The organism is Serratia sp. SCBI (genome assembly GCF_000747565.1).
Classification (GTDB): domain Bacteria; phylum Pseudomonadota; class Gammaproteobacteria; order Enterobacterales; family Enterobacteriaceae; genus Serratia; species Serratia ureilytica.
The window spans coordinates 3,499,338-3,523,926 of the sequence record NZ_CP003424.1; the positions used below are offsets into that span (position 1 = coordinate 3,499,338).

The window sequence follows — 24,589 nt, forward strand, 5'->3', positions numbered from 1 at the left end:
GGGTTGCCCCCGCCCTAGGATTACCGCTTCACCTCACACGCCAACCTGATCAGGATAGTGATATTTTCCTGGTAGATTTTCAGCTCGCACAGCGAGTCTCTTATCATCCAGATAAATAACAAAACCGTAATACATACAACGGTTAGCGAATGAAACACATGCCTTAAGCGCATGCTTGCCTCCTTGCTGTGAAGGGGCTACCATACCGGTGTCTAGGCGGTATGTGCAGCCCCATTCTGATTGAGAGTCAGTCTGGGGCTTTCATCTATCCGCCTTGTCACACAATGCCCAAGACGAACAGTCTCAAGCACCCGTCAAGAGAGTAACAGCATTCCCTCACCGCGAATATCCCCTATAAGATTATGATTAATCAGGGATATATAACTATCCTCAAAGTATTTCGCTTAGCGCCCCTTTCCCGCCGATGTGGAAAAATAACGCGCCGGGGAATCGCCGAAGGCTTTACGAAACATGGCGATAAAATTGCTCGGCGAGGCATACCCCAGCGCCTCCGCAATCTGCAGCACCGTTTCGCCTTCGGCCAGCTTCGCCAACGCATATGACAACCGAGCCTGCTGACGCCACTGGGCAAAACTCAACCCCGTCTCGCCGATCATCAGCCGCCGCAGGGTACGCGGCGACATCGCCCCCCATTCAGCCCACGCCTCCAGTGAACGTTCGCTCCCCGGTTGCGCCAGCAAGGCCTGCAGAACGCCGGCCAGGCGCGGATGGGACGACATCGGTAAATACAGCGGCTCCGTCGGCGCCAGCCGTATCTCGTCACGCATCACCTGCGCCATACGCTCCTGCTCCAGGGTAAGCGCGCTGCGTTTGTCCCAACCTTCCGCACGCTGAGCCAGCGCCTGTAGCACTGCGCTGATGCCGATAACGCAAGGTGTATTCGACAGATCGTGGCAGGCCTCCGGCGCCAGCAGTAAACTCCAGCCGCTCAGCGCGCCGCAAACCTGCACCCGGTGCTCCGTCGCCGGCGGGATCCAACCCGCCCGCTGAGGCGGCAGCACCCAATCGCCCTGCGCCGTGCTTACATGCAGCAAACCGCTTTCAACGCACAGCAACTGCCCGCGCACATGCTGATGCCAGTCGTATTCGCGCGTGCCCAACCGATACTCCCGGCCTGCCGCGTCGCGGCCGCCGAGGGCGATCAGCCAGGGGCCCATCGACCATTCGCTGCAGTCAGCATCGAGGGCGTGAAGGTTCGCATTCATATTGGCCACTAATCACTATTTTTAGTCCAGATACCGTTATACCAACCTTTTCCTGCACCGACATAATGAAATGCTTCCGGCCGCGACCGTCTGCGGCCACTGACTCACGAGGGAACATGATGACAACACTCAGCATTGGCATTATCGGCGCCGGGCCCGGCGGCCTGTGTCTGGCTCAGGGACTGCGCCGCTTTGGCATCCACGCCACGGTGTTTGAACGCGACACCACACCGCAAGCACGCGATCAGGGCTACCGGCTGCGCATCGATCCGTCGGGCCAGCAGGCGCTGGCCGCCTGCCTGCCGCCGGCGCACTACCGCTTGCTCTGCGCCGGCAGCGCGCAAAACAGCGGCGAGAGCAATCTATGGGATCCGCAGCTTGCCCCGCTCACCGGCCGGCGCCCCGAGCACTGGTTGCCCTCCAGCCAGCGCCAAACACAAGAACCGGGCGGCGATCTCGGCATTCATCGCCAAACGCTGCGCGAGATCCTGCTTGCCGGCCTGCAAGACCGGGTGCGTTTCGGCCATACCTTGCGTGAATTTGCACAAACGCCGCAGGGTGTGGAACTTCAGTTCGCCAACGGCGAACACGTGCGGGTCGATGTGCTGATCGCCGCCGACGGCGTCAACTCGCTGGTGCGGCGGCGCTGCCTGCCCGAGGCGGGGCCAGAAGACAGCGGTGCGGTCACCCTCTACGGCAAAACGCCGCTCGATGCGGCGACCCGGGCCCAATTGGCCCCTGAGCTGCTGAACGGCGTATCGGTGATCTTCGCCGACGGCGTGTCGCTGGTGGTTGAGCCGATGCGCTTTCAGGCCCCCATGGCGCAACTGGCGGCCGACTACGCGCCCGATTGCCGCCTCTCGCCGGTCGACGACTATCTCTATTGGGCCTGTATCGGTTCGGCTGAACGTCTCGGCGGAGCCCCGGGACTGGAGGAGAACACCGCGTTGCAGGCGCGCGTACGGCATATCTCGCAAGGATGGGCGCCCGCCTTGCAAACGGCGTTAGCGCTGGCGGATCCCCTGTCGCTCAGCGTGCGGACGGTGCAGGTTACGGCGGCGATGCCGGAATGGCACAGCGAACGCATCGCCTTTCTCGGCGACGCCGTGCACGCCATGAGCCCGGCAGGTGGGCTCGGCGCCAACACCGCGCTGGTAGACGCCGCCAGCCTGGCGGCGCATCTGGCGCACTCAGACAGCGCCGCGCAGGCGCTCAGGAACTACGGTACAGAGCTGCAAACGCGAGGCGCGGCGGCAATACATCTTTCACGCCTGGCGTCCGAACGGCTACAACAAAACAGTGAGGCAGACAACTCAGCGCCATGAGCGTCACTCGATAATTTCCACCACCTCCAGCCAGGCGTTTTTTACCGCACGCCTGGCCCCCATTCAGCCAACGGCGCAGCATATCCAGCGCCAGCATCGCCACCGACTCCTGCCGCAGCCGCAGCCCGTGGCGCGACGCGCGATAACGCACGGTCTGGCCAATCCCGCCGCGCGGCGTGTGCAGCGCAATGCTCACCTGCTCATCGCGCATGGCGCTGACCGCCAACGCCAACGGCGCGCCGGTCAATTCCGCCAGCGAGCGGGCGCGCGCCAGCGTCGTTTCCAGCGTTTCGATGCAGTAGGCCGGCAGCAGCTCTCCCCCCGCCAGCGGCGCGCCTTCGCTCTGCAGCTGCAGGTTGATCAAGCCGCCGCTGAATTGCTCGCTCAACGCCAGCTTCAGCCCTTGCTGATTCAAGCGCTGCGTCAGCGTCGCCGGCAACCCGACGGTGCCTTCGAAGATGCAGTTGTCCCCCGCTACCTCGCGCACGTGTCGCCAGGCCAGCTCCATCTCCGCGCGCCGGCTTTCCGGCCCGGTCAGCTTCAGCTCAATGATCGGGCTGGACGAGCGGTAACCCAGCACCACGTCCGGCGGCAGCGGCAGGCTGTCCAGTTCGGCGGCCAGATCGCTCTCGGAGGTACCGAACGTCGTCAGACGCAGGCACAGCGGCGGCGCCGGCAAAGTGAAGCGCTGGCGCAGACGCGGCACGATCTGCTGTTCGACCATCACTTTGAATTCCGAAGGCACGCCGGGGGTGAAAAACATCAGGCATTGGTTCAGCTGCAACGCGAAACCGCAGGCGGTGCCCACCGGGTTATCCAGCATTTCCGCATTGGCCGGGATCTGCGCCTGCTTGCGGTTGGAAGGGGCCATCGGCCGCCCGCGCTCGGCGAAATAGGCTTCCATACGCGCCAGCCAGTCAGCCCGTTCAATCAGCTCTACGCCGCAGGCTTTCGCGGCGGCCAGCGCGCTCAAATCGTCGCTGGTCGGCCCCAGGCCGCCGTTGACAATCAGCACATCGGCGATATGGCTGCGTTCCTGCAGGATCTCGATCAAAGCAGAGAGGCTGTCCCCTACCGTTTCCCGCCCGCTCATCGGCACGCCCTGCTGGAACAGGTAGTCCGCCAGCCAGGCGGCGTTGGTATCAATAATTTGCCCGTGCAGCACCTCATCGCCGGTGCTGAGCATCTCCACCCTTAACATTGATCTCTCCCACATTTTTTGGTCATTCCACTATAGAAGCCCGTAAATAACTTTTCACTAGCCGCCGTCGGATTATTTCCGCCATCGCGTCGTTCATCATGCGCCATGCCGCCCGCAAGATTGTAAACTTTAGTTTACAATGCGCGTAACGCCGGTTTGACACAAATTAGGGCTTCCACTATCCTGCCATCCTCATAAATCGTTACCTATAATTTTCAAAATCTTTCGGCTGGTAGAGAAAAAACGTGAAGAATCGCACTCTTGGCAGTGTTTTTATCGTGGCGGGCACCACCATTGGCGCCGGGATGCTGGCGATGCCGCTGGCGGCGGCCGGCGTCGGTTTCGGCGTCACGCTGGCCTTACTGGTCGGGCTGTGGCTGTTGATGTGTTACACCGCGCTGTTACTGGTAGAGGTTTACCAGCATGAGCAGGCGGATACCGGTCTGGGCACGCTCGCCAAACGTTATCTCGGCGGCGGCGGCCAGTGGCTGACCAGCTTTAGCATGATGTTCCTGATGTACGCCCTCACCGCCGCCTACATTAGCGGCGCCGGCGAACTGCTCGCCACCAGCATCAGCCAATGGACATCACAGGACTTCCCGGTGTCGCTCGGCGTCCTGCTGTTCACCCTGGTGGCCGGCGGCGTGGTGTGCATCGGCACCCACTCGGTCGACTTGTTCAACCGCATCCTGTTCAGCGCGAAAGTGGTGTTTCTGGTGGTGATGCTCGGCCTGATGTTGCCGAATATCCACCAGACCAATCTGATGACGTTGCCGCTGGAGCAAGGCCTGGCGTTATCGGCCATTCCGGTGATCTTCACCTCATTCGGCTTCCACGGCAGCGTGCCGAGCATCGTCAACTACATGGGCGGCAACATTCGCAAACTGCGTTGGGTGTTCATCATCGGCAGCGCCATCCCGCTGATCGCCTATATCTTCTGGCAGCTGGCAACGCTGGGCAGTATCAGCTCCGACACCTTCGTCGGCATTCTGGCGCAGCAGGCCGGGCTGAATGGCCTGTTGCAGGCGGTGCGTGATGCAGTAGCTTCGCCGCACGTTGAACTGGCGGTGCACCTGTTCGCCGATCTGGCGCTGGCGACCTCGTTCCTCGGCGTTGCGCTTGGGCTGTTCGATTTCCTGGCTGACCTGTTCAAGCGGCAAGATAACGTGCGTGGCCGCCTGCAAACCGGCGCCATCACCTTCCTGCCGCCGCTGGCCTTCGCGCTGTTCTATCCGCGCGGTTTCGTGCTGGCGCTGGGTTTCGCCGCCATCGCCCTGTCGGTGCTGGCGCTGCTGCTGCCTTCGCTGCTGGTGTGGAAAACTCGCCAAAAGCATCAGGCACAATATCGCGTCTGGGGCGGCACCCCTGCGCTGGCGCTGGTGTTTGTCTGTGGGGTAACGGTGATCGCCATCCAACTGGGCATCGCCAGCGGCATGCTGCCGGCGGTCGGGTAAGCGACGAAAGACAAGGAATGATAAAGAGAAAGGGGCCGCAATGGCCCCTTTTTGCTGAGCGTGACCCGTCCTGAATAGCGTTGACACATTTTACTCACGCACAGAGGAAAATGTGATGAACCAGTATATTAAACGCACACAACGCGATTACTCTCTATCCTTTAAACTGGCCGTCGTCGAACAGGTCGAAAAAGGCGAAATGACTTGCCGTCAGGCCACAGACCGTTATGGTATCCAGGGCAACGTAACCGTCATGAACTGGCTGCGCAAATACGGTCAGCTTGACTGGCGGACTTCTCCTTCCACCAGAACGTGCGGAGACAATATGCCCAAACTCCCCCTGACGCCCGAACAGCGTATTAAAGAACTTGAGCAGCAACTGGCTGAATCTGAAGTCAAAGCCCAGTTCTTCGAGGCTGTCGTCAAAGTGATGAACACCGACTTTGGCGCCACGCTGACAAAAAAGCAGCTAACCGCCTTATCGCGCAAACACAAGTACCGGGACTCACAGTAACACGGGCCTGCCGATGGATGGGCATCAGCCGACAAGCGTGGTATCAGTCCCTGCAGCGTGAAGCAGGCAAAGAGGAGCAGACCCGGCATCTCGTCGAACAGGTGACGGCCATCCGCTTGCACCAGCCCCGGCTGGGGACACGTAAGCTGCATCACCTGTTGCGGCAACGCCCCGAACCGGCATTGCATGTGGGGCGCGACCGGCTGTTCAGTATCCTGCGCTGCGCGCGGTTACTGGTGATGCCTAAACGGGCATATCACAAGACGACGCAGAGCCATCATCGTTTTTATCGTCATCCCAACCTGCTGAAGGCGGGGGACAACCAGGTCATAGCCAGCCGTCCGGAACAGGTATGGGTGGCGGATATCACCTACTTGCCGCTGAGAACAGGGACGGCGTATGTCAGCCTGGTAACGGATGCCTGGTCGAGAAAAATCGTGGGGTATCATGTGCATGACAGTCTGCATACCCGGCATGTCGCCTGCGCGTTCAAAATGGCACTGGCCGGCAGACGCACGGCGTTGCCGTTGGTGCACCACTCGGACAGGGGTATCCAGTACTGCTCACAGGAATATCAGGCGTTACATCAGAGATATGGCATCACCTGCTCGATGACGGACGGGTATGACTGTTATCAGAACGCGCTGGCGGAACGGATAAACGGGATACTCAAAACGGAATACCTGCTCGGCAGGCCAGAAGATATCGCGCAGGCAAGAAAGATGGTCAGGGAGTCGGTGAACTTGTACAACACGCGGCGGCCGCACCTGTCGCTGAAATACAAAACGCCCGATGAGGTTCATCGGGCGTTATCCGGCTGAAAAGTGTCAACCTATATCAGGACTAGTCAGCGTCAGAAGCTCAGACCGACACCGACATAAGGGCCATCGGCCAGGGTGTTGTCGCGACGCCCGTCTTTGCCTTCCATCTGCATGTAACGGTAGCCCACGTCCACGCTCAGCGGACGGAACTTCCAGCGCAGGCCGCCGCTGGCTTCGTTATAGGCCTTCACGCCGCTGGTGAAAGACTCAGGGGCAAAGTAACCTTCGCCGTGCAGGCTGAAGTAACGGTTAATTTCCCACTCCAGGCCGCCGCCCAGCGCCACCGCCCCGCCGCTTTTCCCGTCTTTCGGGCTGAGGTACAGCGCTTTGGCGCCCACGGTCGCCGTCAACGGCCCCAGCGGCACGCCGAAGTTCAACCCCACGCTGCCGACGTTGCCGTCATGGTCGCTGCGCGCCCAGTTGCCGGTCAGGCCCAGACCTGAAGAGCCGGTGCTCATACCAACGCCCAGGTTGGTGTAGTGTTGCCCGGCTTCGCCTGACACGCTGATGGCGTTCGCCGCGCCGGTCACAAACAGCAATCCTGCCGCGCACGCGACCCAAGTCTTTTTCATCATCTTTCCCTCTGGTTTGTCATCCGTACCGAATGATCGAATCAACGCAAAATAATAACGTCATGAGTCTATACCAAAGCGCAATGAGTATTTAAGGGATAAAAGCGAAAAAATTCTTCAATAATCAAATAAATGTAAAAATTTGCAAACAAAAATCCATATTCGTCAAGGCGATGCCAACGATAACCGAGACCTATTTGCCGTCGCTCGCCAATAGGGCTACAACTAGTAGTGGCTTTGACCAAGGTCAGGGGAAGAAGCCCCGCCAAAGGACTATGCTGATGAACGCTTAAACCGCCCGAGTCTTTACTTAACTGCACTACGATAAGGAGCAAGTGATGAGCAAGAAAGGACTGACCACCGCAGCCGGCGCCCCGGTTGTCGATAACAATAACGTGATCACCGCAGGCAAACGCGGCCCGATGCTGTTGCAGGACGTGTGGTTCCTGGAAAAACTGGCCCACTTCGACCGTGAAGTTATCCCCGAACGCCGCATGCATGCCAAAGGATCCGGCGCCTACGGCACCTTTACCGTTACCCACGACATCACCCGCTACACGCGCGCCAAAATCTTCTCCGAGGTCGGCAAACAGACCGACATGTTTATCCGCTTTTCCACCGTCGCCGGTGAGCGCGGCGCGGCCGACGCCGAACGCGACATTCGCGGTTTCGCCATGAAGTTCTATACCGAAGAAGGCAACTGGGATTTGGTGGGTAACGATACGCCGGTGTTCTATCTGCGCGATCCGCTGAAATTCCCCGACCTTAATCACGTGGTGAAACGCGATCCGCATACCAACCTGCGTAATCCGGTGTACAAGTGGGACTTCTTCTCCCACCTGCCGGAGTCGCTGCACCAGCTGACCATCGACTTCAGCGATCGCGGCATTCCCAAGTCCTACCGCCACATGCACGGTTTCGGCAGCCACACCTTCAGCTTTATCAATGCCGCCAACGAGCGCTTCTGGGTGAAATTCCACTTCCGCTGCGAACAAGGCATTGAAAACCTGATGGATGAAGAAGCGGAAGCGATCATCGCCAAGGATCGCGAAAGCTCACAGCGCGATTTGTTCGATGCGATCAAACGCGGCGACTTCCCGCGCTGGAAACTGCAAATTCAGATCATGCCGGAACATGAGGCCTCGCAGACGCCGTATAACCCGTTCGATCTGACCAAGGTCTGGCCGCACGGCGACTACCCGCTGATCGACGTCGGCTTTTTCGAGCTGAACCGCAACCCCGACAACTACTTCTCCGAGGTTGAGCAAGTGGCGATGAACCCCGCTAACGTGGTGCCGGGCATCAGTTTCTCGCCGGATAAAATGCTGCAGGGCCGCCTGTTCTCCTATGGCGATGCGCACCGCTACCGCCTGGGCGTCAACCACCACCAGATCCCGGTGAACGGCGCCAAATGCCCGTTCCACAACTATCATCGCGACGGCGCGATGCGCGTGGACGGCAACAGCGGCAACGGCGCAACCTACGAACCGAACAGCTTTGGCCTGTTCCAAGAGCAGCCGGACTTCAGCGAACCGCCGCTGAGCATTGAAGGCGCGGCCGACCACTGGAATCATCGTGAAGACGACGATTACTACAGCCAGCCGCGCGCGCTGTTCAACCTGCTGAGCGCCGAAGAGCACCAGCGCATGTTCACCCGCATCGCCGGCGAACTGTCGCAGGTGCCGGAACACATCCAGCGCCGTCAGGTCGAGCTGTTCACCAAGGTGCACCCGGACTACGGCGCCGGCGTCGCCAAGGCGTTGGGACTGAAATAACCCGCCGTCATCCTTCGCTCAGCCGCCCTTTCGGGCGGCTTTTTTTATGCCTGACGCAGGCGCTCCGCCACCCACACCTGCAACCGGCGGCGCGAAATCTTGATGCCGCCGTTTTTCAGCTCGTCAGGCAGCGGAAGCAATGCCGTCGGGCGTTGGAAATTGGCGAGCTTATCCTGCGACCAGGCGAGCAGCGTCGCCAGCGACAGCGACGGATCGCCGTCGATCACCGCCACCGGCCGCTGACCGAATTCGGCGTCCGCCACCGGCACGACAAACGCCTGTGTGATCTGCGGATGCGCCGCCAGCACGCGTTCGATATCTTCCGGCTGCACCCCTTCGCCGCCGCTGAAAAACAGGTTGTCCAGCCGGCCGAGAATTCGCAGTTCCCCCTCGATCATCGCGCCGCGATCGCGGGTCGGGAACCAGCCCTGCTCATCGGCCAACGGCTGCAGATGCCCATGGCGCCAGTAGCCGAGCGCCAGGCTGTCGGCGCGGATCCAGACCTCTTCATCCACCAGTTTTACCTCGCGGCCGCCGAGCGGCAGGCCGACGCCCGCCCGCGCATCGGCGCGCTTGGCGCACACCGTGGAGGCCAGTTCGGTCAGCCCGTAGCCGCACCAGCAACGGATCCCCGCCGCCTCCGCCCGTTCGGTCAGCTCCACCGGGATCATCGCGCCGCCGAGCAGCACCGCCTTCAGCGTCATGTCCGCCAGCGGTTGCGCCAGCAGCCGCCACAGCTGGGTCGGCACCAACGAGGCATGCGTGCATCCCGCCAACGCCTCGTTCAGCGGGTGCATCTCGCGCACCGCCAACCGGGCGCCCGCCGCCAGCCAGCGCCAGACAATGCCCTGTCCGGAGACGTGAAACAGCGGCAATGACAGCAGCCAGCAATCCTCGCGCTGAAACGCCATCAGCCCCAACACCCCGGCGGCGCTGGCCAGATGGTTGGCATAGCTGTGCGCGGCCGCTTTCGGCATGCCGCTGGAACCGGAGGTCAACGTCAGCGTCGCCAGACGCTGCGCATCCCACGTCGGCAGGTCTGGCCAACGCGGCTCGGTCGACGGCGGGGTCAATCGAATCACGTCTTCCGGCAGCGCCGGCAACGAGTCCGGGCCGAAGACAAAGGTCATATCCAATTCCGACAACAGCTGCGCCAGCAGCGGCGTCGGCAAGGCGGGATTGAGCGGCAACAGGCGTGCGCCGCACTGCAACAGCGCCAGATAGGCCAGCAGCAGTGGATAGCTGTTTTTACCGCACAGCGCCACGCCGCAGCCCGGTTCAACGCCCTGATGCTGGAAATCCGCCGCCAGCTCATCCACCTGGCTCTGCAACGCCAGCCAGCTCAGCGGTTGTTCGCCGAGCATCAGCGCCGTCGCCTGCGGCTGAGTGCGCGCCCAGTGTCGCCACGGCCAATCGTTCAACGGCGCCATAGGCACTCCAGCGCCGAGACATCCAGCAGCGGCAACGCGCTGCCCGGCCACGGGCGCAGCACCTGCGCCTGCATCAACCCCAGCGTGTCCAGGCCCGGCACGGTATCCGGCGTCAGCCAATGGGCGATGCGCGCCAGCTGGGTCAACCCCAGGCTGGATTCGAGGCTGGAACTGATCACCGCCGTCAGGCCCGCCGCGTGCGCCTGCGCCACCAGCGTCTGGCAACGCGCCAGGCTGCCGACCAGCGTCGGCTTGATCACGATGGCCGCCACGCCCGGCTCGGCCTGCACCACAAAGTCCGCCTCCCGCACGCTCTCATCCCAGGCGATGGCGATACCGGTCGCCCGGGCGAAGTCGCGCGATTCATCACGGGTCTTGCAGGGCTCTTCCAGGAAGGCGATGCGATCGCGCCACGCCGGGTTAACGTACCTGGCGAAGCCGTCGGCCTTGGCGCGGGTCCAGCTGCGGTTGGCGTCCAGCCGCAGCCGCAGATCCGGCAGCGCCTCCAGCAACACGTTGACGATCATGCCGTCCCGCACCGCCTCATACAGCCCCACCTTCACCTTGGCGACTTTCTCGCCCGGCAAAGCGCTCAATGTCTCGAACAGCTCATCCGGATCGCCGGTGCACAGCGGCGCCTTGCGAAAATCCGCCTGCATCGGCAAACGCTGCTCCAGCTCGGCCTGCGCACAGCTGAGCCCAAAGGCCACCGAGGGCAGCGCGCTGTGCTCCGGTTCGTTGCCCGCCAACCACGCCTGCAGCCAGCCCAACGCGGCCTGTTCGGCCTGCGCCGGCGTTTCCCGGCTGAATTCCGGCAGCGGCGCGATCTCGCCCCAACCTTCACGCTCGCCCTGACGCAGCTGCACCACCCATCCGTCACGCGTTTTCAACCGTTGATTGCGCAGCACCACGCCCGCCTCCATCGGCAGGCTGTAACGGTATAGCGCCGCGCTGCGGTTTGCCCCGCTCATTACGGGTTACGCTTGAATTTGCTGAAGTCCGGTTGGCGCTTCTCGTTGAACGCGTTGCGCCCTTCCTGCCCTTCGTCGGTCATGTAGAACAGCATGGTGGCGTTGCCCGCCAGCTCCTGCAAACCGGCCTGGCCGTCGCAGTCGGCATTCAGCGCCGCCTTCAGGCAGCGCAGCGCCATCGGGCTGTTCTGCAGCATTTCGCGGCACCAGCGCACCGTCTCTTTTTCCAGATCGGCCAGCGGCACGACGGTATTGACCAGACCCATGTCCAGCGCGGCGGCGGCGTCGTACTGGCGGCACAGGAACCAGATTTCGCGCGCCTTCTTCTGGCCGACGATGCGCGCCATGTAAGACGCGCCCCAGCCGCCGTCGAACGAGCCCACTTTCGGGCCGGTCTGGCCGAAGATGGCGTTATCCGCCGCGATGGTCAGATCGCACATCATGTGCAACACGTGGCCGCCGCCGATCGAATAGCCGGCCACCATCGCCACCACCGGTTTCGGGCAGGTGCGGATCTGGCGCTGGAAGTCCAGCACGTTGAGGTGATGTACGCCGCTGTCGTCGCGATAGCCGCCGTAGTCGCCGCGCACTTTCTGATCGCCGCCGGAGCAGAAGGCCTTATCGCCGGCGCCGGTCAGAATAATGACGCCGATGCCGTCGTCGTAACGGGCGTTGGCCAGCGCGTCGATCATCTCTTTGACCGTTTGCGGACGAAACGCGTTGCGCACCTGCGGCCGGTTGATGGTGATTTTGGCGATGCCGTCGGCGGACTTGTGATACAGAATGTCTTCGAAATCGCCGGTGCAATCCTGCCAGGCGATAGCGGCATACAGGTGTTCTTCATTCGGATAAAGCATGTTCGGTTCCTTTAACCAGGGTTAACGAGAAAGGTCTGCAGCTCGGCGACGAAATCCTGCGGATTGGCCAGATGCACGTTGTGGCCGGCCTGCGGCACGATGCGCAACGGCAACCCGGCGTCGCGCGCCAGCCGTTGAAATTTGGGGTCGTTCTCACCGCACAGCACCCGCAGCGGCACGGTCAGTTGGCGCAGCTGCGGCGCCAGATAAGGCTGTCTCCCGAGCGAGGTGGCTTCGAGCATGTCGGCAATCGCCGGGCCGCTGTTGACCGAACGCGCGGCGATCAGCGCCTGGCGGTGCACATGGCTAAGCTCTTTGAACACCGGCTGCTGATACCAGTCCGCCAGGACTTCGGCAATCGGCTCACTGCGAAAACGCGCCGCCCATCGCGCATCCTGCTCGCAACGATCGCGGCGCTGTTGTTCGTCCTCAAGCCCCGGGTTGCCGCCCTCGACGATCACGCCTTGCAGGCCGTCATGGCGGCCGTGGCAAGCGTGATACATGGCGATGCGCCCGCCGAGCGAGTAGCCCACCAACCAATAACGTTCAATATTGCGCAGTTGCAGGGTCGCGGCGATTTGCGCGCTGATGTCGTCGAAGCCGCGGCAGCTCACCGCCACGGAATCGCCGTGGCCGGGCAGATCGATGGCCAGCGACGGCCATTCCGGGCAACGCGCGGCGATCACCCGCCATTCATTGTTGTTGCCCAGCAGGCCGTGCAGCCATACCAGCCACGGACGCCCCGCTTCGCCCTGTTGCAAAATTCGCGTCGCCAGCATCATTGCACCGCCATCTGTTGCACCAGGTATTGCAGGCTTTCGGCCCCTGCGCTCGGCGACACCTGCAGTTCTATCAGCGTGGCGCCGCCGCGCCGCCAGCCTTGCTCAACCGCCTGTTGCAGTTGGCGCCAGTTTTCCGGCCGCGCGTAGCCAAGCTGGAACATCGCCGCCGCGTGGCTGAACTCGACGTTCTGCGGCATGCAGTAAAAGCGTTGGCGCTCCTCGTCCGGCGTCGGCAACAGCGAGAAAATTTGGCCGCCGTTGTTATTGACGACGATCAGCACCGTCGGCGCCGAACAGTGGCGCAACAACGCCAGCGCATTGAGGTCATACAACGCGGAAAGGTCGCCCACCACCGCCAACGTCGGCCTGGCGGTGGCGCGCTGTACGCCGGCGGCGGTGGAAATCAGACCGTCGATGCCGCTGGCGCCGCGGTTGCTGAATACCGGGTAAGCGACAGGCAGCGTCGTTAACGCGTCGATCAGTCGCACCACCAGGCTGTTGCCGAGAAACAGCTGGCCGTTCTCCGGCAGCAGTTCCGGCAGGCGGTGCGCCAGCTGCGCTTCGCCAAAGTTATCGTGCAGATGCGTGGACGCCGCCGTCAGCGCCTTATCCGCCAAGGCCGCCAGCCCGGCGGCCCACGGCGCGCGCGGTTGCGCCGGATGCTGCGCCAACCACTGCGCCACCCCGGCACGCAGACGCCGCCCCCGGTGCTGGGCTGGATCGAGCCGCCCCGGCAGCTCGTCGATAACCCAATACTCTTCCGGCCGACACTGCGCCTGCCACTGCAGCAAGCGTTTACCGGTCAGACTGCCGCCGAACTGCACCACCAGCTGCGCGTCTTGCAACACGCGCTGTGCCTGCGGATGAGCGAGCCATAAATCGGCGCAGGGCAGCGGTTGCCCGGTCTGCGACAGCACATCGCCGATCAGCGGCCAGCCCAGCGTCTCAGCCCAGTCGGCCACCTGTGCGCCCTCTTCCGCGCTCATGCGGCCGGCCAGCACCACGCCGCGTTTTTGCCGCCAGAAGAACCAGTCCGGCTGCGGCGACGGCGCCGCACGCGTCTCGCTTTCCTGCAGCCAAGGCCGATCGCTCTGCCACCAGTCGCCCAGCGCGGCGGACCAATCGGCATACAGACGTTCATCGCCGCCGTACAGCGGTTCGGCGAACGGGCAGTTGATATGCAACGCGCCGTGCTGCAGGCGCGCCATCGCGCTGTCGACGCTGGAGGCCAGCCACGCGGCCGGAATATCCGGCGTAGGACGCGGCAGATCGATCGCCAACGTCGGGTGGCTGCTGTAGAGGCCGTTTTGACGGATCGCCTGATTGGCGCCGCAGTCGATCAGTTCCGGCGGCCGATCGGCGGTGAGAAACACCAGCCGCTCACCGGTCAGGCCGGCCTCGATTAAAGCCGGGTAAAGGTTCGCCGCCGCGGTGCCGGACGTGACAATCACCGCTACCGGCTCACGCGCCGCCTTCGCCAGCCCAAGCGCCAAATGGCCAAGCCCGCGTTCATCAAAGTGGGTATGACAGATAAAAGATCGGTTGGCCGCAGCGGCCAGCGTCAACGGCGTGGAGCGCGATCCCGGAGCGATACAAACATGCCGCACCCCATGGCGGGCCAGCGCCTCGAGCAGCACAGCCGCCCACCGGCGATTAAAAACACTTGTCGACATAGTTCGCTCACAAGTCAGTTAGCAGAGATCGTCCCCGGCGCAGCCGACGGACGCCGCGCCTGTAGTTACGCTCTGTATTATATGAGGTGTTATTTTCACGGCTTTTGCGCCAGCGCAAAAACGCCGTATATCCCTGGGTGTTTACACCAGATAATTATTTGATTTAGAACAAAAAACAAACAATAAATACACAAACACTTTACACCTGCGGCGACATGGCCTCAATTCGTCCGCACAAAAAACAGGGGAATAGCGCCCCGCCTGCGGCGGCTAGCGGAAAGTATAGGCGGGATATGGAAGAACTATCGGAGAAACAGCGGGATGAAGCACACAGTCTGCAGAAAAGAACGAGGCGGCTTGCGCCGCCCCTGGGGCGTGATTTATTTGCGGGCCAGCAGCAGCCCCAGCACCAGCCCGACGGTGGCGCCGATGCCCACGCTGTGCCAGGGTTTATCCCGCACATAGTCGTCGGTGCGGTGCACCGCTTCTTTGGCGCGGGCATAGTAGGATTCGCCGGTGTTCACCCAGCGCGCCTTGACCTCACTCAGCGCCTGCTCGGCGTGCGACTTGATGTCGATGTAGGCCTGATCCGCGCGATCGCCGCTGTATTGCAACACTTCTTCCAGCGTTTCGGTCAGCATTCTCAGATCGTCATCCAGCGTAGTTTGCTCAGCATCCGTATGTCTTGCCATCGTGAGATCTCCGTGGTTGAAAAATTAAGCGTTCCTACACTATAGACAACGATCGTCACCTGCGGCCATCGGACTTTTACCCTAAAACACTAATTGCACCTTGGCGGCCTGGCGCTTGTCGCCGGCAAACTCCAGCGCCTGCGCCAGTTGGTCCCCGGCGAACTCCGCCGACAGCAGCGGCAGCGGATCGACCACATCGCCGGCCAGCCAGGCCACCGCCAGCGCGAATTCCTCCACGAAGCGGAAGGAGCCGAGCAGATTCAACTCCTTGGCGATCAACAGCATCAGCGGGAAATCAGGGAAGCTGCCGCCCATCCCGACCTGCACGACGGTGCCCTTGGCGCGCGTGACTTCCAGGCAGCGCTGCAGCGACGTCGGATGCCCTGCTGCCTCGAAAGCGATGTCGAAATAGCCTTTGTGTTGCTGATATACGCTGAAATCGTCGTCTGCGGCATGCAGACAGCGATCCGCCCCCATCTGGCCGGCGAGCGCCAGACAGCGCGGGCTGAGATCGGCGCAGACGATCTCGGCGGCGCCCAGCGCTTTCAGCGCCGCCACCAGCAAACAGCCGATCGGGCCGACGCCGGACACGAAAACCGTTTTACCCTTCACCGCGCCGGGCTGTTTCGCCGCGTGGATCGCCACCGCCAGCGGTTCGGCGAATACCATCACCCTGTCGTCGCGATCGGCGGCGTAAGGAATGCACTGCGCGCTATCCACCACCTTGTATTGGGTGAAAGCGCCGTCGACGTGCGGGAAATACATCGCGCTGCCGAAAAAGCGCATCTCGACGCACTGATTGCTTTGCTGCGCCAGACAATATTTGCACTGCCCGCAGGGTTTGCTGGGATTGAGCGCCACCTTCTGCCCGATCGCCAGCTGCGGCGAATCGCTGGCGACCACCTCGCCGATCGCCTCGTGGCCCAGCACCATCGGCTGGCGTACCTGAAAATTGCCGACCTTCCCTTCCTGAAAGTAATGCAGATCCGAGCCGCAGATGCCGCCGCGGCGGATTTTCACCAGCGTGCCCTGCCCCTGATAATTCACTTCTTGCGCGATCACCGCCACGTCTCGTTTGCCGTTAACCATGCAAGACTGGGTTTGAATTTTCATCTCAACACTCCACGAAAGAGGGATTACACCGCGGCGGACATGCCGCCATCGACAAACAGCAGCTGCCCGTTGACGAAGCTGGAAGCGTCGGCGGCCAGGAACACCGCCGCGCCGATCAGCTCCTGCGGATCCCCCCAACGCGCGGCGGGCGTGCGCTGGGTTAGCCAGGCGGTAAAGGCCGGGTCGTCGGCCAACGCCTGTGTCATCTCGGTTTTGAAATAGCCGGGGGCAATGCCGTTGACCTGAATGTTGTAACGCGCCAACTCCACGCACATGCCGCGCGTCAGCATTTTCACCGCCCCTTTGGACGCCGCGTAAGGGGTGATGGTGTCCCGCCCCAGCTCGCTTTGCATCGAGCCGATATTGACTATCTTGCCGCGCCGGCGCGGCACCATGTAACGGGCCACGGTCTGCGACACGATGAAGACCGCCTTCTGGTTGACGGCGATGATGTCGTCCCAGTCTTGCTCCGGGAACTCGGTGAAGGGATGACGGCGCTGGATGCCGGCGTTGTTGATCAACACGTCTATCGCGCCGATGTCCGTTTCGATACGGCCGATGGCGGCATGCACCGCCTGAGAGTCGGTGACGTCGAACGCCGCCGCGTCGGCGCGCAGCCCCTCTTCGCGCAGGCGATCGGCGGCGTGCCGGGCATGTTCTTCGGTGGTGGCGTTGACCAGAATATGCGCGCCTTGCTGCGCCAGGCCACGCGCCAGCAGAAAACCGATGCCGCGCGAGGCGCCGGTGATCAAGACGGTTTTGTTATCCAGAGAAAACAGGTTGTTCATGGTGATTCCCGGCCTTCAGGCCTCCAATCGGACAGGCCTCTATCTCAGCCGATTGTTACCGGTAAAAACGTGATGAAAATCACTGAAAATAATGTTACGAAACCCTGTTACCCTTAACGTGAACTCACGCAGACAGCGAGAGAACAAAGCCAATCTATCCAATTGAAAAATAGCCACTTTCAATAAAATCGCATGCGTTGTTATCACCAAATCGATTTGTTAACATACCGCTATCCACCCTTGCCGCGCCGCCCGTTAAGGCTACCGAATGAAACACCCCCGCGTAACGCTACAGGACATCGCGCAATTGGCCGGCGTGACCAAAATGACCGTCAGCCGTTTTCTGCGCACGCCGGACAAAGTGGCGTCCGACACCGCTGAACGCATTGCGCAGGTCATGCGGGAGCTGAACATCACTGACGCCGATACCGCACAGGCCGGCAGAAAACCGCGCATCGGCGTGTTGATCCCCTCTTTCAATAACCAGATTTTCGCCGATCTGCTGGCCGGCATCGAATCCGTCACCCAGGCGCGGGGTTATCAAACGCTGGTGGTGAACTACGATTACAGCCCGCAGCGGGAAGAAGAGCAGATTGCACAGCTGCTGGCTTATCCAATCGCCGGGCTAATCCTCACCGATTCGGCGCACACCTTGCGCGCTGAGACCTATCTCGCCGCCGCGAAAATTCCCATCGCGCAGGTGATGGATCTCGACGCGCCGCCGGGGCGGATCGCGGTGGGATTTGACAATGAACAGGCGGGGTATGACATGACCGCCGCGCTGCTGGCCAGCGGCAAACGCCATATCGTTTACTTTGGCGCCATGTCCGACGCCCGCGACATTAAACGTTACCAGGGTTACTGCCGCGCCATGGCGGCTCAGGGGCAAACGCCGCGCCAGATCACGCCGCATCGGGTCTCATCGGTTTCGATCGGCGCCGACATGCTGGCAATGGCGCGCGAACGCTACCCGCAGTTGGACGGTATCCTGTGCACCAACGACGATTTGGCGGTAGGCGTGGTGCAGGCCTGCCTGCGTCTCGGCGTGCGCGTGCCGCAGGAGGTTGCGCTATCGGGTTTTCACGGTCTGGATATCGGCCAGGCGACCACGCCGGGCATCGCCAGCGTGATCACGCCGCGCTTTGAGATGGGTAAGGCCGCCAGTGAACTGTTGCTGCAGCGGATCGCGGGCGAGCCCTGCGCCGAGCGTCTCGATCTGCACTACCGCCTCTCACTCGGCGGCACCGTTTGAGCCGGCATGCCGGCTGACCGGCTGTGCGGCGCGGGCTTTTTCGCTGCGCGCCGCCCACCACAGCCCGCTGTTTTTCATCGCATAGCCGAATAGCAGGCCCACCAGCAAAGAGAGCGTCACCAGCGGCCAGTCGCCGCCGCCGGCGAAGGTCGCACAGGCGCCGATAAAGGTGCCGGGCACGAACCCCAGCCATTGCTGTTTGGCCTGTATGCACATCAAGAACGCCACGGCGCCGGTCAGCAGATACCCCAGCAAATTCCATTGCGGCGCCAGTTCGCTGCCGTGGATGATGACCATTGCCCAGAAAACGCCGCTGCAGCAGGTCAACGCGCCGATCAACAGCCCTTTCAGGCCGCCCTGCGGGCAGGCGAAATAGGCCGTGCAGCCGAGAAAACCGGCCCAACCGATCAGGCCCAGACTGACGGCAACCCATCCCCAAACGCCGGACAGGATCCCGGTGGTGACGGCAATGGCGAAAAGAACGTTCATAAAGTGACCTGCAGCAAAAAGAAAGCGCGCAGTTTACCCGAAAACAGGCCAATTTATGCGATACAAATCACATCATAAATGTAATTAAAGAATAATTAATTATAAAAAATAGATATTAATCACAAAATAATTAGCAAGGGAACCCCACCCGGGACGTTTTCCATGCCAGCAACAGGCACACTGCGCTGCTGCTCAAGAACAGCAAATGGGTCGCCTGCTGCAGATCGACGCGATCGACCACCACGCCCAGCAAGATCGGCACCCAGTTGGCGATATAAGCGATAACGTAAAACAGAGAAAGCAAACGCGCATGGCTGGTCGGCGGCGAAATCAAGTTCACCAGGGTCGCGCTGCCGACGAAAATGGCGCCGTAAGCATAGCCGGCCACCACCAGCCCCACCGCCGCCAGCCCCAGAGAATGCCACTGGATCGCCATGGCGAACACCACTGCCGCCAGCACCTGCGCCAGGCAACCGAACAACAGCGAATGACGGGCGTTAACGCGGCGGCTCAGGATCTGGCTGATGCCGGCGATCAGCAGATACACCGCAATCGCATAGCCAAAGACGCCACGCTGGTGCATGCCTAACAGCGTTTCCGCCACGCCGGGGCCGATTGCCAAAATACTGGCGGCCAGCGCCCAACAGACAAACAGCGCGCCGGCGCACACAAAGAATTTACCGCCGGTAGCGCGCAGGCCATCGAGCAGCGTGCTTTTTTCCTGTTCGGCCGGCACAGCGCGGGCCGGCGACGCAACCTGGCCACGCGGCCACAGCAGCATGACGCCCAACGCCGCCATGGCGGCAATGGCCATGATGAAAACGAACGGCAGCGTCGTAGGATGAAAACCGGTCTGCAAAGCGATGCCGCTGAAGATCGGCCCCAGCGCTAATCCGGTGGTGAATGACAGCGTTGCGATTAACGCCGCGCTTTTACCGCCGTCGCGCGGCCCAAACCGCACCAACGCGATGTTCGCCGCGCCGGTCAGCGCCCCGGTGCCTACCCCGGCCAGCAGCCGTGCCATCAGCATCATGGCAAAGGTATCAGCCAGCGCGAACAGCAGCGCGCCGCTCAACACCACCAGCAACGCCGGCACGATCATGCTGCGTAAATCCTTTACTTTGCCGGCCAGATTGCCGACGCCGAACAAAGAGATCAGCACGCCGGCGGCATAGGCGCCGTAGATGACGGTCAGACTGACCGAGCTTAGCGCAAGCTGCTGCTGATACAGCGGATAAAGCGGCGTCGGCGCGCTGCTGTTCAGCAATGCCGACATCAAAGCCAGCGCCAGGAACAGTAAAATGGCCGTGCGCGACGCCTGTGCGTTTGCTGGCGCCGCGTCCTGGATGGCGGTATTTTCTGACATGCTTCCACTCCCAAAGTCGGCAGGCGGCGGCCTGCCATCGTCGTCTTTCCTCACCCGGTCTGCCGGGAACGGCGCTTATCATAGCGTTACGGCGACGGGCGAAGTATCGTCAAGAATGAATCACCCTGATGCATTCTTGCATCACCGGAGAAATAACCGCCGATGTGCGTGCCGTTGACCGTCTTTCTCTCCCTCCAGACGGAACAACGCTTTATGATAGATACCGGTATCGTTCGCCCGGCCCGCACTGCTCCCCTGGCGCCGACAAATCTGCAGAGAGGAAATGGCATGATGAATTGGGATGACGCGCGCTTCTTTCTGGCCGTCGCACGCTGCGGCACGTTACGTAAAGCCGCCAACCAGCTGCAGGTTGATCAAGCGACCGTCGGCCGACGTCTCACCGCCCTGGAAAACTCGCTGGGTTCGAAATTGTTTATCCGCACGCCAAAATCCTTCTCCCTCAGCCCGCTGGGCGAATCCATGCTGGCGGACATGATGAAGATGGAAAATGCCGTGCAGGCGATCGCTCGCAAAGCCGCCGGCGGCGACGAAAGCCTGTGCGGCAACGTGCGCATCGCCACCACCGATACCCTGGCCGAAGCCTTCGTGATACCGGCGCTGCAAGATCTGCGGCAACGCTATCCGGCCATCACCGTCACGCTGTTGACGGCGCTGAACATCACCGATATCGCTTACCACAGCGCGGATCTGGCGATCCGCGGCGCCCGCCCCGATAACGATGAGCTGATCATCAAACGCTTAGCCACTATCGAAATGGGCCTGTACGCCAGCCCGCACTATCTGACGCGGCGCGGCATGCCGGTCAAAGGCGAGCAGCTGCGCGGCCACGATCTGCTGATGTTCCCGCGCGAACTGGTGCCGCGCCACTGGAGCAATTTCGGCGGCGAGACCCTGTACGAGCCCAACGCCGTGCTGCAATGCAATTCGCAGCTGTTGTTACGTTCGGCCACCCGCAGCGGGCTGGGCATCGGGCTGCTCTTGTCGTGCCTGGCCGACCACGACCCGGAACTGGTGCGCCTCTTTCCCGAGAGCAAAGACTGGGTGGATATCTGGCTGGTGCTGCACCCCGATTTGCAACGCGCCGCTCGCGTGCGCGCGGTGGTGCAGGCGCTGGAAACGTCGTTTAGCGCCCATTACGACTGAGTGCCGTTTCTCCATAAAAAAGGCCGCCGAAGCGACCTTTTTACCGTCAGAAGCGTTATCAGAACGTCGGCTGAGCCATCTGCACCAGCGAAATCAGCGGCTGAGGATAAACCCCCAACAGCAGCACCAGCGCGGCTGAGATCAGCACCACGACGCCACCGGCAGTCAACGCCCAGTTGTTCGGGGTGTCGCGCTGCAGCGATTCCGGCGCGCTGAGGAACAGACTGACGGTCACGCGCAGGTAGTAGTACAGGCCGATGGCGCTGCCTACCACGACTGCGCCGGTCAGCCACCACAGGTGCGCGCTGACGCCCATCGCGATCACGAAGAACTTACCGATAAAGCCCAGCGTCATCGGGATACCGGCCAGCGACAGCATCATCACCGTCATTACCGCGGACAAGATTGGCTTGTGCCAGAACAGACCACGGTAAGAGAACAGCGAATCCGCATCCGGGCCACGGTATGGGCTGGACATCAGGCTGACCACGCCGAAGGCGCCCAGGCTGCTGAACAGGTAACCGGCCAGATAAACGCCGGCGGTTTCCAGCGACAGCTGATGAGTTTGCACCGCAATCAGCGCCACCAGCAGGTAGCCCAGATGAGCGATCGACGAGTAGCCCAGCAGACGCTTGATGTTGGTCTGGCTGATGGCCATCAGGTTACCGAACAAGATGGAGCAGAACGCGATGATCGACAACACCATGCGCAGCGCTTCGTTGTCGGCGGCCGGGGCATACAGGAACAGACGCATCACGACCGCAAAGATCGCGATCTTGCTGGCGGTCGCCAGGAAGGTCGAGACCGGCGCAGGCGCGCCCTGATAAACGTCCGGCGTCCACAGTTGGAACGGCACCAGCGACAGCTTGAAGCCCAGACCGACGATCATCATGCCCATGCCGGCCAGGATCAGCGGCTGGTGCATCATGTTTTCCTGCAGGCTCTTGCCGAGGCCGGCCAGCGACAGATCGCCGGATTCGGCATACAGCAGCGCCATGCCGAACAGCAGGAACGACGACGCGGCGGCGGACAGCAGCATGTACTTGATGGCGGCTTCCAGCGGGCGCTTCTGGCGGTAGGCATAGCCCACCAGGCCGAACAGCGGCAGCGAGATCAGCTCGATACCGATGAACAGCGAAGCCAGATGGTTGGCGCTCGCCAGCAGGATGCCGCCCATGGCGGCGATCAGCACCAGCAGGTAGAACTCTTCGCGGTTATCCGGATAGCCGACCAGCCACGGATACGCGAAGGTGCAGGTCGCCAGACTCGCCAGCAGCACCAGCCCGGTGTAGAACATCGAGTAGCCGTCAACCCGCAGCAGCGGGGTGACGTCCATTGGGCCTGCCTGGCCGACAAAGTACAGCGAAAGCAGCGCCAGGTTGAGACCGATCACGGTCAGGGTGGCGTTGATAAAGTGGTCGCGTCGCCACGCAATGCCTAGCATCACAACCACCACCGTCAATCCGACGATCAACAGCGGCAGCAGTGCGATCAGTTGTTGAGGAGTTATTGTCATGGCGAATTACGGCCTTGTTGTTGAAATTGCTGAAACTGACGAACCAAACCAGTGTTGCACGTTGCTCATAGCCGCGTTGGAAGTATCCAGAATCGGCTGCGGGTAAACCCCCAGCAGAACCAGCAACACCACCAGCAGCAGAATGATGAACAGTTCGCGCGCGGTCATGCCCTGCAGCGGCTGGTCGGACTTAGGCGCACCGTAGTAAGCGCGCTGCATCATGATCAGCGAGTAAACCGAAGCGAACACCAGACCGAAGGTGGAGATCACGGTGATCACCGGCACCACCTGGTAGCTGCCGAACAGAATCATGAATTCGCCGACGAAGTTACCGGTACCCGGCATCCCCAGCGTAGCCACGGCGAAGAACAGCGACAGCGCAGGGATGAACTTGATGCGCCCCCACAGGCCGCCCATCTGACGCATGTCGCGCGTATGCAGACGCTCATACAGCTGGCCGCAGATGATAAACATGCCGGCGGCGGACAGGCCGTGCGCGATCATCTGGATAACCGCGCCCTGGTAAGCCAGCTGGCTGCCGGTGTAGATGGCGATCAGCACGAAGCCCATGTGCGATACCGAGGTGTAAGCGATAAGGCGCTTGATGTCGGTTTGCGCGAACGCCATCCAGGCGCCGTAGAAGATGCCGATCACGCCCAGCCACATGGCGATTGGCGCGAACTCGTGCGAAGCCTCAGGGAACAGCGGCAGACTGAAACGCAGCAGGCCGTAGGCCGCGGTTTTCAGCAAGATGCCCGCCAGGTCGACGGAACCTGCGGTTGGCGCCTGGCTGTGCGCATCCGGCAACCAGCCGTGCAGCGGCACCACCGGCATTTTCACCGCGAAGGCGATGAAGAAGCCCAGCATCAGCATATATTGCACGTTGTGGGACATCGGCGTTTGCAGCAGGTCTTCGTAATCGAAGGTCCACACGCCGGTGGCGTTGTAGTGCACGAACACCAGGCCCAGGATCGCAATCAGCATCACCAGACCGCTGGCCTGGGTGTAGATGAAGAACTTGGTCGCCGCGGTGATGCGGGTTTTACCGTCCGACGCCTTGTGACCCCACAGCGCGATCAGGAAGTACATCGGCACCAACATCATTTCCCAGAAGAAGAAGAACAGGAACATGTCGATGGCGAGGAACACGCCGATAACGCCGCCCAGGATCCACAGCAGGTTGAGGTGGAAGAAGCCCTGATACTTCTGGATTTCACGCCAGGAACAGAGGATCGCCAGCACGCCCAGCAGACCGGTCAACACCACCATCAGCAGCGACAGACCGTCCAGCGCCAGGTGGATGGAGATGCCGAAGCGCGGGATCCACGGCAGCAGGAATTCGCTCTGCCACTGCGGAATGCCTTTCGGCGTGGTCAATGTATAGCCGCCCTGCATCCACAGCTGCAGAGAGAGCGCCAACGTCAGCCCCATTGCGATCAGCGCTATCCAGCGCGGCACCTTAGTACCGAAGCGCTCAAGCTGCCAGCACAGCAGACCGCCGATAAAGGGGATAAGAATTAGCCAAGGTAATAGCATGGCGTTTTGTGTCCCTTATACGAATAATTTCAAACTTTGTACGTAGCGCCTGCCCGGCGCTACGCCCGAAAA

20 protein-coding genes and 2 pseudogenes are annotated in these 24,589 nt (G+C 61.6%); 6 read left to right on the plus strand and 16 right to left on the minus strand.

Annotated features, from left to right (window positions below):
* Positions 1 to 20: 20 nt before the first annotated feature.
* Positions 21 to 173 carry a Hok/Gef family protein gene (locus tag SERRSCBI_RS25280; RefSeq protein ID WP_004935921.1) on the minus strand — a complete coding sequence of 51 codons (153 nt, stop codon included), beginning with the start codon at positions 171 to 173 and terminating at the stop codon, positions 21 to 23.
* A gap of 231 nt (positions 174 to 404) precedes the next feature.
* Positions 405 to 1,226 carry a helix-turn-helix domain-containing protein gene (locus tag SERRSCBI_RS16395; RefSeq protein ID WP_042785086.1) on the minus strand — a complete coding sequence of 274 codons (822 nt, stop codon included), beginning with the start codon at positions 1,224 to 1,226 and terminating at the stop codon, positions 405 to 407.
* A gap of 116 nt (positions 1,227 to 1,342) precedes the next feature.
* On the opposite strand from SERRSCBI_RS16395, the gene SERRSCBI_RS16400 reads away from it, so the two are divergent.
* A complete protein-coding gene (locus tag SERRSCBI_RS16400; protein WP_232094465.1) occupies positions 1,343 to 2,551 on the plus strand; it encodes an NAD(P)/FAD-dependent oxidoreductase in 1,209 nt (402 codons plus the stop codon).
* A gap of 3 nt (positions 2,552 to 2,554) precedes the next feature.
* Here the strand turns inward: SERRSCBI_RS16400 and SERRSCBI_RS16405 are convergent.
* Positions 2,555 to 3,752, minus strand: a pseudogene (locus tag SERRSCBI_RS16405) (nicotinamide mononucleotide deamidase-related protein YfaY).
* A gap of 245 nt (positions 3,753 to 3,997) precedes the next feature.
* Between SERRSCBI_RS16405 and tyrP the strand changes: the two are divergent.
* Both tyrP and SERRSCBI_RS16420 read left to right on the plus strand, forming a co-directional pair.
* Positions 3,998 to 5,206 (plus strand): tyrosine transporter TyrP, encoded by a 1,209-nt coding sequence (gene tyrP, locus SERRSCBI_RS16410; RefSeq protein ID WP_004935940.1) that lies wholly within the window; start codon positions 3,998 to 4,000, stop codon positions 5,204 to 5,206.
* 115 nt (positions 5,207 to 5,321) lie between these two features.
* Positions 5,322 to 6,567: pseudogene (locus SERRSCBI_RS16420) on the plus strand (IS3 family transposase).
* Between the two features lie 6 nt (positions 6,568 to 6,573).
* Here SERRSCBI_RS16420 and SERRSCBI_RS16425 read toward each other — a convergent pair.
* The gene (locus SERRSCBI_RS16425) at positions 6,574 to 7,113 is read right to left on the minus strand and encodes a YfaZ family outer membrane protein (protein ID WP_033643844.1); all 540 of its coding nucleotides are present in this window, start codon (positions 7,111 to 7,113) and stop codon (positions 6,574 to 6,576) included.
* Positions 7,114 to 7,451: 338 nt separating this feature from the next.
* Here SERRSCBI_RS16425 and katA point away from each other — a divergent pair, with 338 nt between their 5' ends.
* Positions 7,452 to 8,888 (plus strand): catalase KatA, encoded by a 1,437-nt coding sequence (gene katA / locus SERRSCBI_RS16430; protein ID WP_042785089.1) that lies wholly within the window; start codon positions 7,452 to 7,454, stop codon positions 8,886 to 8,888.
* Between the two features lie 44 nt (positions 8,889 to 8,932).
* Here katA and menE read toward each other — a convergent pair whose 3' ends face one another.
* From menE to idnO, 8 genes are all read right to left on the minus strand, one after another.
* Positions 8,933 to 10,318 (minus strand): o-succinylbenzoate--CoA ligase, encoded by a 1,386-nt coding sequence (gene menE, locus SERRSCBI_RS16435; RefSeq protein ID WP_042785091.1) that lies wholly within the window; start codon positions 10,316 to 10,318, stop codon positions 8,933 to 8,935.
* A complete protein-coding gene (gene menC / locus SERRSCBI_RS16440) occupies positions 10,306 to 11,289 on the minus strand; it encodes an o-succinylbenzoate synthase (protein ID WP_033651932.1) in 984 nt (327 codons plus the stop codon). The genes menE and menC overlap by 13 nt, the downstream gene beginning before the upstream one ends.
* A complete protein-coding gene (menB, locus tag SERRSCBI_RS16445) occupies positions 11,289 to 12,146 on the minus strand; it encodes a 1,4-dihydroxy-2-naphthoyl-CoA synthase (protein ID WP_033639797.1) in 858 nt (285 codons plus the stop codon). Before menB ends, menC begins: the two co-directional genes overlap by 1 nt.
* An 11-nt stretch (positions 12,147 to 12,157) precedes the next feature.
* A complete protein-coding gene (gene menH, locus SERRSCBI_RS16450) occupies positions 12,158 to 12,928 on the minus strand; it encodes a 2-succinyl-6-hydroxy-2,4-cyclohexadiene-1-carboxylate synthase (RefSeq protein ID WP_042785092.1) in 771 nt (256 codons plus the stop codon).
* Entirely contained in the window at positions 12,925 to 14,601 is a 1,677-nt protein-coding gene (gene menD / locus SERRSCBI_RS16455) for a 2-succinyl-5-enolpyruvyl-6-hydroxy-3-cyclohexene-1-carboxylic-acid synthase (RefSeq protein ID WP_042785093.1), read from the minus strand. The genes menH and menD overlap by 4 nt, the downstream gene beginning before the upstream one ends.
* Before the next feature lie 380 nt (positions 14,602 to 14,981).
* A complete protein-coding gene (gene elaB, locus SERRSCBI_RS16460; protein ID WP_033643850.1) occupies positions 14,982 to 15,293 on the minus strand; it encodes a stress response protein ElaB in 312 nt (103 codons plus the stop codon).
* A gap of 81 nt (positions 15,294 to 15,374) precedes the next feature.
* Entirely contained in the window at positions 15,375 to 16,406 is a 1,032-nt protein-coding gene (gene idnD, locus SERRSCBI_RS16465; RefSeq protein WP_033643851.1) for an L-idonate 5-dehydrogenase, read from the minus strand.
* Positions 16,407 to 16,429: 23 nt separating this feature from the next.
* Positions 16,430 to 17,194 carry a gluconate 5-dehydrogenase gene (gene idnO, locus SERRSCBI_RS16470; protein ID WP_033643852.1) on the minus strand — a complete coding sequence of 255 codons (765 nt, stop codon included), beginning with the start codon at positions 17,192 to 17,194 and terminating at the stop codon, positions 16,430 to 16,432.
* Between the two features lie 268 nt (positions 17,195 to 17,462).
* Between idnO and SERRSCBI_RS16475 the strand changes: the two genes are divergently transcribed.
* Positions 17,463 to 18,446, plus strand: coding sequence for a LacI family DNA-binding transcriptional regulator (locus tag SERRSCBI_RS16475; RefSeq protein ID WP_042785095.1), 984 nt, complete (start codon positions 17,463 to 17,465; stop codon positions 18,444 to 18,446).
* Here the strand turns inward: SERRSCBI_RS16475 and SERRSCBI_RS16480 are convergent.
* Both SERRSCBI_RS16480 and SERRSCBI_RS16485 read right to left on the minus strand, forming a co-directional pair.
* Positions 18,426 to 18,935, minus strand: a complete 510-nt coding sequence (locus SERRSCBI_RS16480; protein ID WP_033643854.1) for a DUF1097 domain-containing protein — start codon at positions 18,933 to 18,935, stop codon at positions 18,426 to 18,428. The genes SERRSCBI_RS16475 and SERRSCBI_RS16480 overlap by 21 nt on opposite strands.
* Positions 18,936 to 19,065: 130 nt before the next feature.
* Positions 19,066 to 20,301: an MFS transporter gene (locus tag SERRSCBI_RS16485; protein WP_042785096.1), complete on the minus strand. Its 1,236-nt coding sequence runs from the start codon at positions 20,299 to 20,301 to the stop codon at positions 19,066 to 19,068.
* Between the two features lie 288 nt (positions 20,302 to 20,589).
* On the opposite strand from SERRSCBI_RS16485, the gene SERRSCBI_RS16490 reads away from it, so the two are divergent.
* Complete coding sequence (locus SERRSCBI_RS16490) at positions 20,590 to 21,465, plus strand: LysR family transcriptional regulator (RefSeq protein ID WP_033643856.1); 876 nt, start codon at positions 20,590 to 20,592, stop codon at positions 21,463 to 21,465.
* A 58-nt stretch (positions 21,466 to 21,523) separates the two neighbouring features.
* Here the strand turns inward: SERRSCBI_RS16490 and nuoN are convergent, their stop codons facing one another.
* Together nuoN and nuoM are read right to left on the minus strand one after the other, a co-directional pair.
* Positions 21,524 to 22,981 carry an NADH-quinone oxidoreductase subunit NuoN gene (gene nuoN, locus SERRSCBI_RS16495; protein WP_033635324.1) on the minus strand — a complete coding sequence of 486 codons (1,458 nt, stop codon included), beginning with the start codon at positions 22,979 to 22,981 and terminating at the stop codon, positions 21,524 to 21,526.
* Between the two features lie 6 nt (positions 22,982 to 22,987).
* Complete coding sequence (gene nuoM, locus SERRSCBI_RS16500; RefSeq protein WP_033643857.1) at positions 22,988 to 24,517, minus strand: NADH-quinone oxidoreductase subunit M; 1,530 nt, start codon at positions 24,515 to 24,517, stop codon at positions 22,988 to 22,990.
* Between the last annotated feature and the right edge of the window lie 72 nt (positions 24,518 to 24,589).

Excerpts from the sequence above, each read along its gene's own strand:
- SERRSCBI_RS25280 (WP_004935921.1), bottom strand. The coding sequence starts at position 173 with ATGCGCTTAAGGCATGTGTTTCATTCGCTAACCGTTGTATGTATTACG.
- SERRSCBI_RS16395 (WP_042785086.1), bottom strand. The coding sequence starts at position 1,226 with ATGAATGCGAACCTTCACGCCCTCGATGCTGACTGCAGCGAATGGTCG.
- SERRSCBI_RS16400 (WP_232094465.1), top strand. The coding sequence starts at position 1,343 with ATGATGACAACACTCAGCATTGGCATTATCGGCGCCGGGCCCGGCGGC.
- SERRSCBI_RS16425 (WP_033643844.1), bottom strand. The coding sequence starts at position 7,113 with ATGAAAAAGACTTGGGTCGCGTGCGCGGCAGGATTGCTGTTTGTGACC.
- katA (WP_042785089.1), top strand. The coding sequence starts at position 7,452 with ATGAGCAAGAAAGGACTGACCACCGCAGCCGGCGCCCCGGTTGTCGAT.
- menE (WP_042785091.1), bottom strand. The coding sequence starts at position 10,318 with ATGGCGCCGTTGAACGATTGGCCGTGGCGACACTGGGCGCGCACTCAG.
- menC (WP_033651932.1), bottom strand. The coding sequence starts at position 11,289 with ATGAGCGGGGCAAACCGCAGCGCGGCGCTATACCGTTACAGCCTGCCG.
- menB (WP_033639797.1), bottom strand. The coding sequence starts at position 12,146 with ATGCTTTATCCGAATGAAGAACACCTGTATGCCGCTATCGCCTGGCAG.
- menH (WP_042785092.1), bottom strand. The coding sequence starts at position 12,928 with ATGATGCTGGCGACGCGAATTTTGCAACAGGGCGAAGCGGGGCGTCCG.
- menD (WP_042785093.1), bottom strand. The coding sequence starts at position 14,601 with ATGTCGACAAGTGTTTTTAATCGCCGGTGGGCGGCTGTGCTGCTCGAG.
- elaB (WP_033643850.1), bottom strand. The coding sequence starts at position 15,293 with ATGGCAAGACATACGGATGCTGAGCAAACTACGCTGGATGACGATCTG.
- idnD (WP_033643851.1), bottom strand. The coding sequence starts at position 16,406 with ATGAAAATTCAAACCCAGTCTTGCATGGTTAACGGCAAACGAGACGTG.
- idnO (WP_033643852.1), bottom strand. The coding sequence starts at position 17,194 with ATGAACAACCTGTTTTCTCTGGATAACAAAACCGTCTTGATCACCGGC.
- SERRSCBI_RS16475 (WP_042785095.1), top strand. The coding sequence starts at position 17,463 with ATGAAACACCCCCGCGTAACGCTACAGGACATCGCGCAATTGGCCGGC.
- SERRSCBI_RS16480 (WP_033643854.1), bottom strand. The coding sequence starts at position 18,935 with ATGAACGTTCTTTTCGCCATTGCCGTCACCACCGGGATCCTGTCCGGC.
- SERRSCBI_RS16485 (WP_042785096.1), bottom strand. The coding sequence starts at position 20,301 with ATGTCAGAAAATACCGCCATCCAGGACGCGGCGCCAGCAAACGCACAG.
- SERRSCBI_RS16490 (WP_033643856.1), top strand. The coding sequence starts at position 20,590 with ATGATGAATTGGGATGACGCGCGCTTCTTTCTGGCCGTCGCACGCTGC.
- nuoN (WP_033635324.1), bottom strand. The coding sequence starts at position 22,981 with ATGACAATAACTCCTCAACAACTGATCGCACTGCTGCCGCTGTTGATC.
- nuoM (WP_033643857.1), bottom strand. The coding sequence starts at position 24,517 with ATGCTATTACCTTGGCTAATTCTTATCCCCTTTATCGGCGGTCTGCTG.